The organism is Pontibacter pamirensis (assembly GCF_010015475.1).
GTDB classification, from domain to species: Bacteria; Bacteroidota; Bacteroidia; order Cytophagales; family Hymenobacteraceae; genus Pontibacter; species Pontibacter pamirensis.
In genome coordinates this window covers 366,147-379,600 of sequence record NZ_SSNI01000001.1, presented here as the reverse complement: position 1 = coordinate 379,600, position 13,454 = coordinate 366,147, and the positions used below count along the sequence as shown (strand labels likewise).

Genomic DNA, 13,454 nt, shown 5'->3' with positions numbered 1-13,454 from the left:
GCTGCTTATGGCAGCAGGAAACGCGTTTGCCCAGCAGGAAGAAGTAACGCCACAGCTTGTTTATAGCCACAGCATTCCGCTTGGCTCCCCTACCAGTATTTCACAGGACCGCAATGGCCATCTGTATGTGCTGGACCCGATGCGTAACCTCCTCCGCCTCGACCCATTGGGCCAACCGCTGGACACCTTCTCCCCCCCTACCCGCGGGCGCATCAGCAACATAGAAGCCTGGAATCCGATGAAGATCCTGCTCTTTTATGAAGACAGGCAAACACTGCTATTATTAGACCGGTTCCTGCGCCCAATCAGCAGCACTGATTTGCGCGACATCAATTATGAAGGTATCGCCAGGGCTGCCACGCTTTCTTCGGATGACAGCTTCTGGCTTTTCGATGAGACAAACCTGACACTAAGCAAACTGGACCTGCGCCTGCGCAAGGTAACGGTAGAAACCCCGCTCAACCTGATTCTGGACAGGGAGCGTTTTGATGTGCGCCAGTTGCGGGAGTATCAGAACATGCTGTACCTGCTGGACTTTAACAACGGCATCTATGTGTTTGATAACCTGGGCAATTACAAAAAGAGCATTCCTCTCAAAGGACTTGCTTCTATAGGCTTCCGGGGAAATGAGCTGTATTTTGTGCAGGACGGGCAGCTGATTTTTTATGATCTGTACTCTTCTGAAAAGCGAAGTATGGCATTGCCGGAAAAAACGCAGTACATTACAGCGCTAGTCGGAGAAAACCAGCTATACCTCTTTACCAAAGACAAAGCAGACATATACCTCTGGCAGTAAAAAAGTTACTTAGCGCCGGGAAAAAGCTTTAGCCCCACCACACCAGTTATAATCAGCAGAATACAAAAGATACGGATGAAGTCGCGCGGCTCGTTGAGGAAAACAATTCCCAGTATAGCCGTGCCCGCTGCTCCAATACCCGTCCAGATGCCGTAGGCGGTGCCTAGGGGCAGGTACTTCATGGCCTGGGACAGCAGCACAAAGCTTAGGATCATCACGATTACGGTTACTATACTCACTCCTATCTTTGTAAAGCCCTCACTGTACTTAAGCCCAAAGGCCCAGCCGATTTCACATATACCTGCCAATATCAGGTAAAACCACGCCATGTTCATAGTATAAGCATTCTGTATGAAGAACAAAGATACGCAATAGCTGAGCAGGCCTATCCAAATAAAAAGTATAGTGGCAGCCCAAGGAGCATTCAGAGCATGTACCTCCATCAAATCATGCTTTGGGCTTTACTGCATTTAGTGAACTAGACAATAGGGAGCAGCATTTCATATTGCCTGAGCATATGCGTGAAGTGGCGCCGCTCAAGGTACGTTAACAGTGATGTGGCAGCGGTATCGATGTTCACGAACATGAGAGAGGGAGCAATTGTAAGCAGCACGGCCTCACGTAGCAGGGCTGTACCAATGCCCTTGCCGCGTCTGCTCTTGTCTACAGCAAACTGTGCAACAGAGCCTGTGTTCGGAAAGAATATAATATAGCCCACAATCTCCTGATCCTTGTCCCGTGCATCCAGCATCACCTTCTCATCAGGGCTTTTCATAATCGCCTCTCCCGTATTTTGCCAGGAAGGTTCTGCATCCCAAAAGCAGCCGTATGTCTTCCAGTCGGGTTTACTGATGGCTGAAATCGTAATTGCATCAGGAGCTTCTACCTTCAGCAGCAATTCCGTCTTCTGGGCCCGGAAAAGTTCCAAAGGGCGCGTCACCTCAAATCCAACGGCTTTATAAGCTCGCAGCGCAGCGGCATTCTCCCGAATCACCTCCAGCAGGCACTGCTCTATACCGCTCTCCCTTAATTTGGGCAGCATAAAGGCATAAAGCTGCTGCGTAAGATTGTGTCCTCTGTACTGTGGCAGCACGCCTGTACCCGCATTGTAGGCAGTAGGAGTTCCATGCCATTCTCCCAGGCCGGTTAATATGAAGCCTGTCATTTGAGAATCCACATACGCCGCTGCACAAAAAGAGGGGGCTATACCCTCGCGCTTTACTTTTGTTCTAAACTGTTCCGCATTCAGCTGAATGGGAACCAGGTAGTCGGCAAACGACTGCAGAAAAGCTTCATGCAGCTCAGGCAGCTCTTTTTCTGAGAGAAAGGAAAATCGAAAGTCTGGCATTTTCACAGTAACATAGATGGCTCTAATGTTTTACGTCCAGCCACAGAAAAGTTTGATGCCTTTTCAGCTATAGACGTGGCTGGTAACAGTTTACAACTCATTCAACACCTGCACCGTTTATAGTACCTACACATGGTACCAGCGCAACTGGCAAAGATATATAAACCTAAAACATAAACTATGAAAGCAGCAGTATTCCACAAATTGAAAGACATCCGGGTAGATAACGTAGAAGACCCGCAAATCCTTGATCCGCGCGATGCGATTATCCGTGTTACCTCCACGGCCATCTGCGGCTCCGATCTCCACATTTACAACGGCATGATTCCCCAACTAGGCAATATGGTCATGGGGCATGAATTTATGGGCGTGGTAGAGGAGACCGGTGCCCAGGTAAAGAATGTAAAAAAGGGTGACCGCGTGATTGTACCCTTCCCTATTTCCTGCGGCAGCTGTTTCTTTTGCCAGCACGGGCATTACCCCCACTGCGAGAATTCCAACCCAGAGCATTACGGCCCTGAAGGTGGCTTGATGACAGAAAAAGGCGCTGCATTATATGGCTATACTGACTTGTATGGCGGCTATGCCGGTGGGCAGGCAGAGTATGTGCGTACCCCTTTCGCTGATGTGGGCTTGGTTAAAGTCTCGGACAGGTTTACTGACGAGCAGGTACTTTTCCTGACTGACATTTTCCCAACCGGCTACTCAGCTGTGCATTGGGGCGAAGTGAAAGGCGGCGAAACAGTAGCGGTATTTGGCTGCGGCCCGGTGGGCCTGATGGCGCAGAAGGTCGCCTGGATCAAAGGAGCCAAAAGGGTGATAGGCATTGATCTCGAAGATTACCGTCTGGACATGGCAAGACGCTCAGCCAAATCAGAAACCATTAACCTGAAGGATGTAGACGCTGTTGAAGCTATCCGTGAGATGACTGGGGGACGCGGTGCTGACGTATGTATAGACGCCGTAGGTATGGAAGCTGACAAATCGCTCTTGGACCGCGCCATGTCTGTGCTTCACATGGAAAAAGGAACAATCAACGCGCTCAGGATGTGCTTAAGCGCTGTACGCCGGGGTGGTATCGTGTCGGTAGTAGGTGTTTATGGTACTCCTTTCGACAACTTCCCGTGGCACCAGATATTCGACAAAGGCTTAACTATTAAGGCAGGGCAGGCACCTGTTCAGTTCTTCGTAGACGAATTGTATAGTTGGGTAGACCAGGGCAAAATTGTATTGGATGATATCATCACCCACACACTGCCACTGGATCAAGCCTCTTATGCGTATGACATCTTCAATAAAAAAGAAGACAACTGTGTGAAAGTAGTGCTTAAGCCGTAAGATTTTATTGTACTCAACAGAAAGGGGGCGGAGTGATAAAACTCCGCCCCCTTTCTGTTAACATTCTTATTAAACAGATTCTTATTATCTTTCAGTTCAGGTGCTTGCTAAATATTAAAGGCACAGGAAAGTATGGTAGATATATCCGTAATCATCTTGAACTATAATACATTTCAGCTTACCTGCGAATGTATAGCATCTGTATACGAGCAAACAAATGGTATAAGCTTTGAAATCATTATAGTAGATAACGGCTCAAAAGAATGCAACCCTGATCTTTTCAAGGGGGCCTTCCCTGCTGTAAAGCTCATTAAGAATAACACCAATGTTGGTTTTGCAAAAGGCAATAACATCGGACTCCAACATGCTAGCGGAAAGACTGTATTGTTGCTAAACAGTGATACGAAGCTTCTGAACAATGCTTTACTCTTTGCTTTTGAGCGGCTACTAAAAGACCCGCATGCTGCTGCCATTACCGGAAAAGTTGTCTACCCCCATGGAGAGCCCCAACATGTAGCACAAAACTTCCCTTCCATACCTTTACTGCTATCTGAGATTTTCCGTCTTTATAGGTTCATACCCAAAAATAAGTGGGGAGAAATTTATGCTGCTCATTACTTTAATTATGAACAGGAACTCTACCCGGATTGGATTTGGGCAACCTTCTTCTTAATTAGGCGCGAAGCAATTAGCTTATTGCCTGGAGGCAAATTCCCAGAGGATTTCTTTATGTATGTAGAGGACAAATTATGGTGTTACTACCTGATGAAGTTGGGATATAAATTTATCTATTCACCACTACCTCGTATAGTTCATTATGTAGCTGCCAGTACCAACGACGCTAAAGACTTTCGCAATTAAATCACTCATGTACTAGTAAATGAGTTTCTGTTTCTTCGGAAAACAAAAAGTGTTTTTTATGCTCAAGTTTATTTTACCTTGCAGGCTTTCCATTACAGGACCTCTAAGTATAGTTTAGCTCCTCAGCTTTCTGAGATATACTGGTCTATTGCAAAAAAATCGCCCACTAAAGAGCTTCCCTACTTTGCAAACAGCTGACATGAAGCTTAGGATTGCATACTCCATCAGCTTTTTTCCGGCACTGACTGAGACTTACCTGCTCAATCAGCTTGCATCCCTTTTTGATGATGGGCATGATGTGACGATTTTCTCTACTGGCACTCCTCCTGAGGAATATGTTCGTCATGCTATCATTGAACGATATAACATGTTCTCAAAAGTAGTTTACCGGCCTCACATTCCCCGAAACCGAACCAAAAGGTTGCTTAAGGCGGTCTACTTATTATGGCAGAACTACCCGGATATAAAGTATCTATTGCCAACGCTTAATTTCTTTAAATATGGCATGTATGCTTTTAACCTGCAGTTCTTTTATGACACCATTCCTTTTGTAAAGCGGAAGCAATTTGATGTAGTTCATTGCCATTTTGGACCTAATGCTATCAAGGCTCTGAATTTCAGAGACATTGGACTACTACAAGGCAAATTAATTACATCCTTTCATGGGTATGATGTCAACCATCAGGAATACCTTTCCTGGAAAACACACGCCTCACGTAAGGGCTTATATAGGGACTTGGTAAAGGAATGCAGGATATTTACTGTAAATTCTCTTTACACTAAGCACAAGGCACTACAATTAGGTATACCAGATTCTGCCATAGTTTACCTTCCTGTAGGCCTGGACACAAACAAGTTCAAATCCTCTTTCAGGCATGATAAGAAAAGCAGGACGAAGCCTGTCATACTCACTGTTGCGCGCTTAACTGAGTTCAAAGGAGTAGAATACAGCATCAAGGGTATTGCAGCATTGGTGCCTCTCTTTCCTGGCTTAGAGTATCATATTGTTGGAGAGGGCGAACTCCGGGACCAGGTAGAGGAAACAATAGACAAGTTAAAGCTTAGAAAGCATGTTGTGTTACATGGTGCTTCCACACAGGAAAAGGTGCTTGAGTACTATAACAAAGCACATGTGTTTGTACTTGCGGGCATTCAGGCACAGAATGGAGAAATCGAAGCACAAGGCCTTGTTGTACAGGAAGCCCAAAGTATGGAACTTCCTTTAGTGGTAACAGATGCCGGAGGTATACCGGAGGGAATGCTACCTGGCGTTTCAGGTTTTGTGGTACCACAAAGAGATACGGAGGCTATAGCCGAAAAAGTGCGCTTCCTGTTAGAAAACCCGAATGTAAGAAAGGAGTTTGGTAAGGCAGGCAGAGCTTACGCAAAAGAAAACTTCGATAACAAGGTGCTGCACCAAAGGCTGATGGCACTTTATACGGGTTCTGAACACATCTTAGAAAATGCTCCGAAGCCTTACGCTTGATAACAGGGCAATACCAATAATCAGAAATGTTACAACTGCTTTCAATAGCAGGGCAGCATCTGCCATAAAATAAACAACCAGCAGCGCCATCACGTTCACCGGCAACCAAAGCCACGGATAATAGTCCACCTGCCTTATCTGCTTGTATTCTTTTAGCAGATAACCGGCATAGCCCATATACATCAGAGCAGCAAAGGTGGTGAAAGCAGCTGCCTCAATGCCGAAGAAAGGGATGAGCAGGAAATTAAGCACCACGTTACCGACACCTGCCATAGTTGAAATCTTCCACAGCGCCTTCGTCTTCTCCCGATACACCAGTTGGTTCACCACCGCCAGGTACATGGGTTTATAACTATAGCCCATCAAGATGATAATAGCCAGGGGATAGGCCGCTTGCAACACCTCATTCTTTATGAGCAGGATAAATATTTCTTTCATCCACAGTGCGACCAGGGAGGTGACTGCCAAGTATACAATCTGCAGCGAAAAAGTGAGTTGCCTTGCCTGCAGCGCCTCCTCCTGGTCATCGGGCTTGGCGTACAGGCGCATATACACTGGCCCCGCTGCCTGTACTACTGCGTTGGAGGCAGCGGCAAAATAAAGGCCAAAACTGGAGGCAATGTTGTAGAAGCCAATGCGTGGAAGCGGTACCCGCAGCACATCCATCACCAGCCGGTCAGAAGTGTCTAAAAGAAAAAATGAAAAATGATGTGGTATAACATGAAGCGATACTCGCAGCGATCCCTTGATGCGCTGCCAGTTAAAATTGAAAATCGGCAGCATCTGCTCCTTCACGTAAATCATGGGGCTGTAAATTAGGAAGCCTATCAAAGTTCCTATAAAATTAGACCAAAACCAGCCCATGTAGCCCATCCGGAGGTAAGCAATGGTATAAATATTGAGCACTACCACCAACGTTCCCACCACAAAAGAGCGGAGGGCAACGGGCAAAGGCCGCTGCAACATCTGGTAATACATACCCCCCAGGAATTCTGTGCTGTTGAAAAGCATGGCAGGCAAGACACTTAACAGTATAATCTGCCACCTGTTTTCAGCAGCCCCATCTGGTATAGCCCAATAAAGCACTGCTCCCAGCAGCAGGCTATACACCACCGACCAAAGCAGCGTAAAACCGTGTAACTGCCGCCAAACCCACTTAAACCGTGTTGGGTACCGGGCAAAGCTGTTCACCATTACCACAGATAAGCCCAGCGACTGCATAATCCCCAAAGCACCCACATAAGCAGTTACAACACCTGCCACGCCATAATCAAATGTGGTCAGGTAACGTGTGATGATAGGTAACGCCAATATCCCCGCCAGGCGTGGCACCTGCGCCGCCAGCCCATAGATAGCTGCATGTGAGAGAAGTTTCCGAAGCATCACCTAAAATTATACTTAAATTCTCAGCCGCTCCCTACCTGCTGTATTTTTTCATGTTTAATCGTTTAAAACACTTTTTTCAGCAGCAGCCGCACCAAAAGCCCCTGGCAAGTGTTGCAAAGCCGGTAGTTTTGACGGTTACCACATAAAAGCCTGAAAAATTATTATATTTGTTAATTAACTGATTTAGAAAACAAGAATAGCCTAGCTATATAAGGAGATATAAAAGTGGGATGTAGTTCATGTTCTAGTGGCGGATGCAGTACCGGCGTAAGCGGCTGCAAAAGCAACGGCGGATGCAGCACAGGAGGCTGCAACCGTTTAAATGTGTTCGACTGGCTTAGCGATATGGAGTTACCAACGTCGTTTGAGGAGTTCGATATTATTGAAGTAAGATTTAAGGGAGGTCGCAAAGACTTTTTCCGTAATGTAAACAGGCTGGAGTTAACTACCGGCGATGCTGTGGTAGTAGATGTGCCCAACGGTCACCATATTGGTTTTGTGTCGCTGAAAGGAGAACTGGTGCGTCTGCAGATGCTGAAGAAGAAAGTGGATAACAACGAGGAAATCCGCTCTATTTACCGCATCGCCAATGAGCGCGACATGGAGAAATTCCAGGAGGTGCGCGATATGGAGGCGACAACCATGTACCGTGGCCGTGAGATTATTCATAGCCTGAAGCTGCGGATGAAACTATCGGACGTGGAGTACCAGGCTGACAGAAGCAAAGCAACTTTCTACTACTCCGCCGATGACCGTGTAGACTTCCGTGACCTGATAAAGAAACTGGCAGAAGAGTTTAAAGTGCGGATAGAAATGCGCCAGATTAGCATGCGCCACGAGGCGGGCCGCCTGGGCGGCATTGGCTCCTGTGGCCGTGAGCTCTGCTGCTCTACCTGGCTCACTGACTTTAAAAGTGTGTCTACCACAGCGGCGCGTTACCAGAACCTGTCGCTCAACCCGAGCAAGCTTTCCGGCCAGTGTGGCCGCTTAAAGTGCTGCCTGAACTATGAGTTGGAGACTTACATGGATGCACTGAAGGATATACCGACAGTGAACCGGCCACTGCAGACGCAGCATGGCGATGCCATGCTGCAGAAAACCGACATCTTTAAAAAGATGATGTGGTTTGGTTATAAGGGAGACAACAACTGGTACCCTGTGCCAGTAGCGCGCGTGCATGAGATACTGGAGCAAAATGCCAAAGGCGTGGCGGTAGAAGCGCTGTTGCTGGAAATACCTGATGAGCCGAAGCAGAATGAGTTTGTGGCGCAGGTAGAAGGAAACCTGGAGCGCCTCGACGACAAGTTCAAGAGCAAAAAGAAGAAAAAGAAGAAGAAAAGACCAGCCGGTGTAACTGACCAGCCAGCGCAGGCCGAAGCACAGGAGCCAAGGCAGAAACTGAAGCAGGAGAAAAGCCAGGGGCAACCAGCCGAGCAGGGCCAGGCGCCTGAAAAGCAGCGGCCTTCCAGAAACAGGAACCGCAACAAAGAGGCACGCGGACCACGTGAAGGAAGAGAAAACCGCGAGCCTAAAGAAAACAGGGATAACAAAGAAAACAGGGAGCAGAATCGGGAACCAAGGGAAAAGAGACCTGCCAGGCCACCAAGAGCTGAATCACAGAAGCAGCAGGCACCAGGCCAGGCGAATGCCGATGGGCAACAGCCTAAAAAGCAGCGCTCACGCAAACCTTTCAGAGGCAAAAAGCCAGATCAACCTAATAAACCACCGCGTACGGATGCATAAAGCTTTAGTGGTGTGGGTGGCGGCTTTGCTGATGTTAACAGGCTGTGACCCGGAACGGGTGTACGAGCAGAACGTCGATCTGCCCGAAAACAACTGGCAGATTGACAATGCGCCGGTTTTTGAGTTTGAGATTCAGGATACGACACAGGTATATGATGTATACATTAATGTGCGCTACAACCTGCAGTATGATTATTATAACCTGTACCTGCGCCACCAGCTTACAGGCCCGGACAGTACACAGCTTTCAGCTTCGTTACACGAGTTGCTGCTAATGGACCCCAAAACAGGTCAGCCGCTTGGTAGCGGTTCCAGCGACACCTACGACGTACAGGCACTGGCGCTGGATGATGTCAGGTTCAGCAAATCGGGTACTTACAAGCTTCAGCTAACCCAGTATATGCGCCGTGACCCGCTGCCCCATATAATGGCTGTGGGTGTGCGGGTAGCAGAAAACCCGACGAGCAGTAACTAACAACTCCTTAAACAAGAGCCCCTGTAGAAGCAATTCAGGCATCTGCAGGGGCTCTTGCCTTTGGCATTTTTTTTAACTGACCATGTGCTTTTGAAATTCCGTATCAGGATAAAAAAGGCTGCAACAAAAGGTGCCGCGCCTTAGTATGCAGATAGCACACCACCTGTAAAAGCATGAAGAGCACCCTTATAATACTTGGGTTTTTATTTACCCTTTTCTCCTTTCTCCCACTTATTAAAACACCGCTTTGGTGGGTCAGGGTGCTGGACTTTCCGCGCCTGCATATAGCTGTTTTGCTAACTGCCGTTCTGGTTGCCTATTTGTATATGTTCGGTATAAATGGGACAGCAGAAACAGCTATGGTCGTCACCTGGTCGTTAGCTATTATAAATGAGTTGCGGTTTATCTACTACTTTACACCACTGGCAAAAAAAGAGGCGCTTCGCACAGAACAGCAAAAGCCAGCCAACGCTTTCACGCTCATGATAGCAAACGTGCGCATGGTGAATAAAAAGCATAAAAAGTTCCTGCAACTGGTGCTGAAAGAGAACCCGGATATGCTGGTGATGAACGAACCTGATGAGGCCTGGCACGAAAGTGTGCGTCATGAACTGGACAGGCGCTACCCTTACACTATAAAGAAGCCGCTGGAGAACACGTATGGCATGCTGCTGTGGAGCAAGCTAAAGTTACACGAAAGCGAAATCAGGTTTCTAGTCGAGGACGGCATCCCGTCTTTTTACACTGTGGTAGAGCTGCCAAGCGGCAAAAAGTTTGATTTGTTTACGGTGCACCCACAGCCTCCCCGCCTCATGAAGAACACAGAAACGCGTGAGGCGGAGCTCCTGCTGATAGCCAAACAGTCGAAAAAAACAAAATACCCCAGCGTGGTAGCCGGCGACCTGAACGATGTGGCGTGGTCTAAAACCACGAAGCTTTTTAAAGAAATAAGTGGCATGATAGACCCACGTGTAGGCCGTGGTTTCTACAACACGTATAGTGCTTTGGTGCCCCTCTTCCGTTACCCCCTGGATCACGTATTTTATAATCCTGAATTCAGACTGGTGTCGCTGCAAAGACTGGAAAAATTCGGGTCAGATCATTTCCCGATAACCATTACGCTTAACTATGAACCGCAACATGAGGAGGAGCAGGAGCACCATGTGGCAGACCAGGAAGACAAGCAGGAAGCAGACGAACTGATACAGGAGGGACTGGAGAAAGGCGAAGAGCGCAACAGAGAAGTGGAGGAAAATAAAAAACCCGCTCAGTTAAACTAAGCGGGTTAAAATAGATGAATGGTTGCCTTTCGGCACTATATGTCTTTAACTTAGATACGCTCTACGTTAATTGCATTCAATCCTTTTTTACCATCCTTCACTTCGAAAGATACACGGTCATTCTCGCGAATTTCATGGATCAGACCAGACTGATGCACGAAGATGTCCTGGTTAGTGTCATCGGCAACAATGAAACCGAAACCTTTAGATACGTTGAAGAATTTTACTTTACCTGTTTTCATTACAATAAATTTATTAATTAATGAAGCAAAGTTAAGTATAACTTCTGATATAATAACTTCTTTTTTAAAATAAATAACAAATACACCATCAGGTACTTAGGCCCTTTGCCGGCACCTTTCCACCACAACAGCCTCCCTCCAAGACACTGCATTTTACTTTGGCAAGGCACCCCCTTTACAAGATTTTACCTTAGCTGATTCACACCTGTTTTAACCATACCGGACCATGACCCAAAAATAACTATGTCACGTGTGGTTCGTATAGTTAAAACGTTCAGTTACACTAAAAAAACAGTTTAACCACAATGTATTTTGGTATAACGAAAACTAAAAACCAGCCACATCTGCGCCCCTGTGGCTTACCTGTGCGGGGCCAGCAACAAACTTAATTTTTAACTATAAAATCTAAGGAGATTAAACTATGAAAGACACAGAAAAAGATCAAAACTCGAACGAATCATCAAATCAATCGGGTAGCACATCTAGTACACCGACTTCATCATCATCAGGTAGCACCAGCGGATTTGGAGCAAACAAAGATTCAAGTTCAAACTCACCTTCCGGTTCTACTTCATCAACATCTAAAAACAGTAGCAGCACAACATCTGCTTCTGGATCTAAATCATCATCCACAAAAGCCAAGGCAGGCTCGTCATCTAAAAAAGAAGGTAAAACAACTGATACCAAGAGCGGGAAATCGACAAGTTCGACACCGTCGGGCAGCACCTCTTCTTCCAAGAGTGACAGCACCTCAGGCAGCTCATCTGATAGAAATTCAGACTCTAATAGAGGTCAGCTTTCTGAATATGGCAACTATGGCTCCATGAGTGGCAGCTCTTCTGATCAAACCTCCCAAACCAGCACCGGGCAGGGAAGCTACGGCAACCAGAATTACAATCAGGGATCTGGCAGTAACCAAGGCTCCGGCAACCAAAGCGGGTATGGCTCGCAGGGCGGCTATGGGTACGGTTCTCAGAACAGCAACTATGGCGGCCAAAGCGGCTATGGTTACCAGGGAGATTATGGCTCTCAGGGCAGTTCAGGAGGAATGGGTTCCGGTTCACAAGGTAACTATGGTTCTTCAGGGCAAGGTTCGCAAGGTAGCTACGGATCAGGTCAGGGTGGCTATGGTTCTCAGTCTGCCAGCGGCTCACAAGGTGGCTTTAACTATGGCAACCAAGGCGGGCAGGAAGGCAACCGCACAAGATTCCAGGACCAGGACTACGGCACTAGCCGTGGTGGCATGCAGGGCGGCTATCAGGACAGAGAAGGCGACCGACAAGGAGGCATGATCTCTGGTGGCACCTCTGGTGCTTTTGGCACACAAGGTAACTCCTCACAAGGCAACTATGGAAGCTACGAAAGTGGCCAGAGTGGTAACTTTGGTAACATGGGCGGTGGCTATACCAGCAGCAACCAAGGCGGACGAGGTGGCCAGGGAGGCTATGGCTCACAAGGAGGCTACGGACAAGGCGGTAGTTCACAGGGTAACTACGGCAGCCAGGGCTCTTCTAACCAAGGCAACTACGGTGGCTCCGGTTCTCAGGGTGGATATGGCTCTTCACAAAGAGGAGACCAGGATCGCAACAGAGGCTACGGCATGATGAACGACCAGGGCGGCATGGGCCGATACAACCAGCAAGGCTCCAGCGGCCAGGGAGGCTACGGCTCACAAGGCAACTATGGCTCCTCATCGCAGGAGTATGGTTCACAAGGTGGCTATGGTTCAGGCCAGGGTGGCTCTGGATCCAGCATGTCTGGTTCCGGAACGTCCAGATCTTCTAATAGCGGAAACTACGGCGACAGAGATCGATACGGCTCTATGGGCTACGGCTCGTCGAGAGGCATGAGCGAGTACGATAACGATAACAGAGGCTCCTCAAGAGGTTATGACTCTCAAAGCTCTATGCAAGGCGGCTACGGCAGCCAGGGCGGTTATGGTGGCTCAAGAGGTGGATCATATAACGATGAATACGGCGACAGCGACCGCTCTTCAAGATTCGGTTCACAGGGCAGCGATTATGGCCAAGGCGGCTATGGTTCGTATGGCTCCAGCTCTGGTGCAGGTGGCGGATATTCTTCTAACAGAGGGAACTCCGGCTCAACTGACAGAGGCGGGTACGGCGACAGCAACCGCAGCGGCTATGGTTCTGGTTCAGGCAGCTACCGCGAAGGCGGCTATAACCAAGGCGGCCGTGGCGGCGACCAGAGCCGATACGGTTCTATGGACAGCGGCACTTCTTACTACAGCGACAACCGCGGTTCCAGCTCACGTGAGAACTATCGTGGCTACGGTGGCAACCAAGGCAGTGGCAGTCAGGGGGGATACGGTTCCTCTAACCAGAGTGGTGACCAGGACCAATACCAGTCCCGACGCAGCGATCGTTACAGAGACATGGACTAAGTTAGTCATACATAATGTATAACAGAAAGCCACTCCTTTTGGGAGTGGCTTTTTTTGTGTCGAATTCACGAATATGGCGCTGAACTATTCTTCTT

Annotated in this window: 13 protein-coding genes; 8 read left to right on the top strand and 5 right to left on the bottom strand. The window is 47.9% G+C overall.

Annotated elements, in window-relative coordinates; genetic code table 11:
* The first annotated feature begins 7 nt into the window (after positions 1–7).
* On the top strand, positions 8–796 hold the full coding sequence (locus E1919_RS02500) for a hypothetical protein (protein WP_237143959.1): 789 nt from the start codon (positions 8–10) through the stop codon (positions 794–796).
* 5 nt (positions 797–801) lie between these two features.
* Here E1919_RS02500 and E1919_RS02495 read toward each other — a convergent pair whose 3' ends face one another.
* On the bottom strand, positions 802–1,239 hold the full coding sequence (locus tag E1919_RS02495) for a DMT family transporter (RefSeq protein ID WP_317168181.1): 438 nt from the start codon (positions 1,237–1,239) through the stop codon (positions 802–804).
* A 35-nt stretch (positions 1,240–1,274) separates the two neighbouring features.
* Positions 1,275–2,144, bottom strand: a complete 870-nt coding sequence (locus tag E1919_RS02490) for a GNAT family N-acetyltransferase (protein WP_162051739.1) — start codon at positions 2,142–2,144, stop codon at positions 1,275–1,277.
* A gap of 180 nt (positions 2,145–2,324) precedes the next feature.
* Between E1919_RS02490 and E1919_RS02485 the strand changes: the two genes are divergently transcribed.
* From E1919_RS02485 to E1919_RS02475, 3 genes are all read left to right on the top strand, one after another.
* Entirely contained in the window at positions 2,325–3,482 is a 1,158-nt protein-coding gene (locus E1919_RS02485; RefSeq protein WP_162051738.1) for a zinc-dependent alcohol dehydrogenase, read from the top strand.
* Between the two features lie 132 nt (positions 3,483–3,614).
* Positions 3,615–4,343, top strand: a complete 729-nt coding sequence (locus tag E1919_RS02480) for a glycosyltransferase family 2 protein (RefSeq protein WP_162051737.1) — start codon at positions 3,615–3,617, stop codon at positions 4,341–4,343.
* 199 nt (positions 4,344–4,542) lie between these two features.
* Positions 4,543–5,829, top strand: coding sequence for a glycosyltransferase (locus E1919_RS02475; protein ID WP_162051736.1), 1,287 nt, complete (start codon positions 4,543–4,545; stop codon positions 5,827–5,829).
* Here the strand turns inward: E1919_RS02475 and E1919_RS02470 are convergent.
* Entirely contained in the window at positions 5,800–7,212 is a 1,413-nt protein-coding gene (locus tag E1919_RS02470) for a lipopolysaccharide biosynthesis protein (protein WP_162051735.1), read from the bottom strand. The two genes, E1919_RS02475 and E1919_RS02470, sit on opposite strands and share 30 nt — an antisense overlap.
* Positions 7,213–7,539: 327 nt before the next feature.
* On the opposite strand from E1919_RS02470, the gene ricT reads away from it, so the two are divergent.
* The 3 genes from ricT (at position 7,540) to E1919_RS02455 (ending at position 10,713) form a co-directional block, all read left to right on the top strand.
* The gene (gene ricT, locus E1919_RS02465) at positions 7,540–8,958 is read left to right on the top strand and encodes a PSP1 domain-containing protein (protein WP_237143958.1); all 1,419 of its coding nucleotides are present in this window, start codon (positions 7,540–7,542) and stop codon (positions 8,956–8,958) included.
* On the top strand, positions 8,951–9,433 hold the full coding sequence (locus E1919_RS02460) for a gliding motility lipoprotein GldH (RefSeq protein ID WP_162051734.1): 483 nt from the start codon (positions 8,951–8,953) through the stop codon (positions 9,431–9,433). Before ricT ends, E1919_RS02460 begins: the two co-directional genes overlap by 8 nt.
* Positions 9,434–9,606: 173 nt before the next feature.
* Positions 9,607–10,713, top strand: a complete 1,107-nt coding sequence (locus E1919_RS02455; protein WP_162051733.1) for an endonuclease/exonuclease/phosphatase family protein — start codon at positions 9,607–9,609, stop codon at positions 10,711–10,713.
* A 50-nt stretch (positions 10,714–10,763) separates the two neighbouring features.
* Here the strand turns inward: E1919_RS02455 and E1919_RS02450 are convergent, their stop codons facing one another.
* A complete protein-coding gene (locus E1919_RS02450; RefSeq protein ID WP_115565521.1) occupies positions 10,764–10,955 on the bottom strand; it encodes a cold-shock protein in 192 nt (63 codons plus the stop codon).
* 465 nt (positions 10,956–11,420) lie between these two features.
* Positions 11,421–11,693, bottom strand: a complete 273-nt coding sequence (locus tag E1919_RS02445; protein ID WP_162051732.1) for a hypothetical protein — start codon at positions 11,691–11,693, stop codon at positions 11,421–11,423.
* An 85-nt stretch (positions 11,694–11,778) separates the two neighbouring features.
* On the opposite strand from E1919_RS02445, the gene E1919_RS27260 reads away from it, so the two are divergent.
* Positions 11,779–13,359, top strand: coding sequence for a hypothetical protein (locus tag E1919_RS27260; protein ID WP_202915828.1), 1,581 nt, complete (start codon positions 11,779–11,781; stop codon positions 13,357–13,359).
* The last annotated feature ends 95 nt before the right edge of the window (positions 13,360–13,454 follow it).

Coding starts and splice junctions, on each gene's coding strand:
- E1919_RS02500 (WP_237143959.1), top strand. CDS start 8: ATGGCAGCAGGAAACGCGTTTGCCCAGCAGGAAGAAGTAACGCCACAG.
- E1919_RS02455 (WP_162051733.1), top strand. CDS start 9,607: ATGAAGAGCACCCTTATAATACTTGGGTTTTTATTTACCCTTTTCTCC.
- E1919_RS27260 (WP_202915828.1), top strand. CDS start 11,779: ATGAGTGGCAGCTCTTCTGATCAAACCTCCCAAACCAGCACCGGGCAG.
- E1919_RS02470 (WP_162051735.1), bottom strand. CDS start 7,212: ATGCTTCGGAAACTTCTCTCACATGCAGCTATCTATGGGCTGGCGGCG.
- E1919_RS02450 (WP_115565521.1), bottom strand. CDS start 10,955: ATGAAAACAGGTAAAGTAAAATTCTTCAACGTATCTAAAGGTTTCGGT.
- E1919_RS02490 (WP_162051739.1), bottom strand. CDS start 2,144: ATGCCAGACTTTCGATTTTCCTTTCTCTCAGAAAAAGAGCTGCCTGAG.
- E1919_RS02475 (WP_162051736.1), top strand. CDS start 4,543: ATGAAGCTTAGGATTGCATACTCCATCAGCTTTTTTCCGGCACTGACT.
- E1919_RS02480 (WP_162051737.1), top strand. CDS start 3,615: ATGGTAGATATATCCGTAATCATCTTGAACTATAATACATTTCAGCTT.
- E1919_RS02460 (WP_162051734.1), top strand. CDS start 8,951: ATGCATAAAGCTTTAGTGGTGTGGGTGGCGGCTTTGCTGATGTTAACA.
- E1919_RS02495 (WP_317168181.1), bottom strand. CDS start 1,239: ATGGAGGTACATGCTCTGAATGCTCCTTGGGCTGCCACTATACTTTTT.
- E1919_RS02485 (WP_162051738.1), top strand. CDS start 2,325: ATGAAAGCAGCAGTATTCCACAAATTGAAAGACATCCGGGTAGATAAC.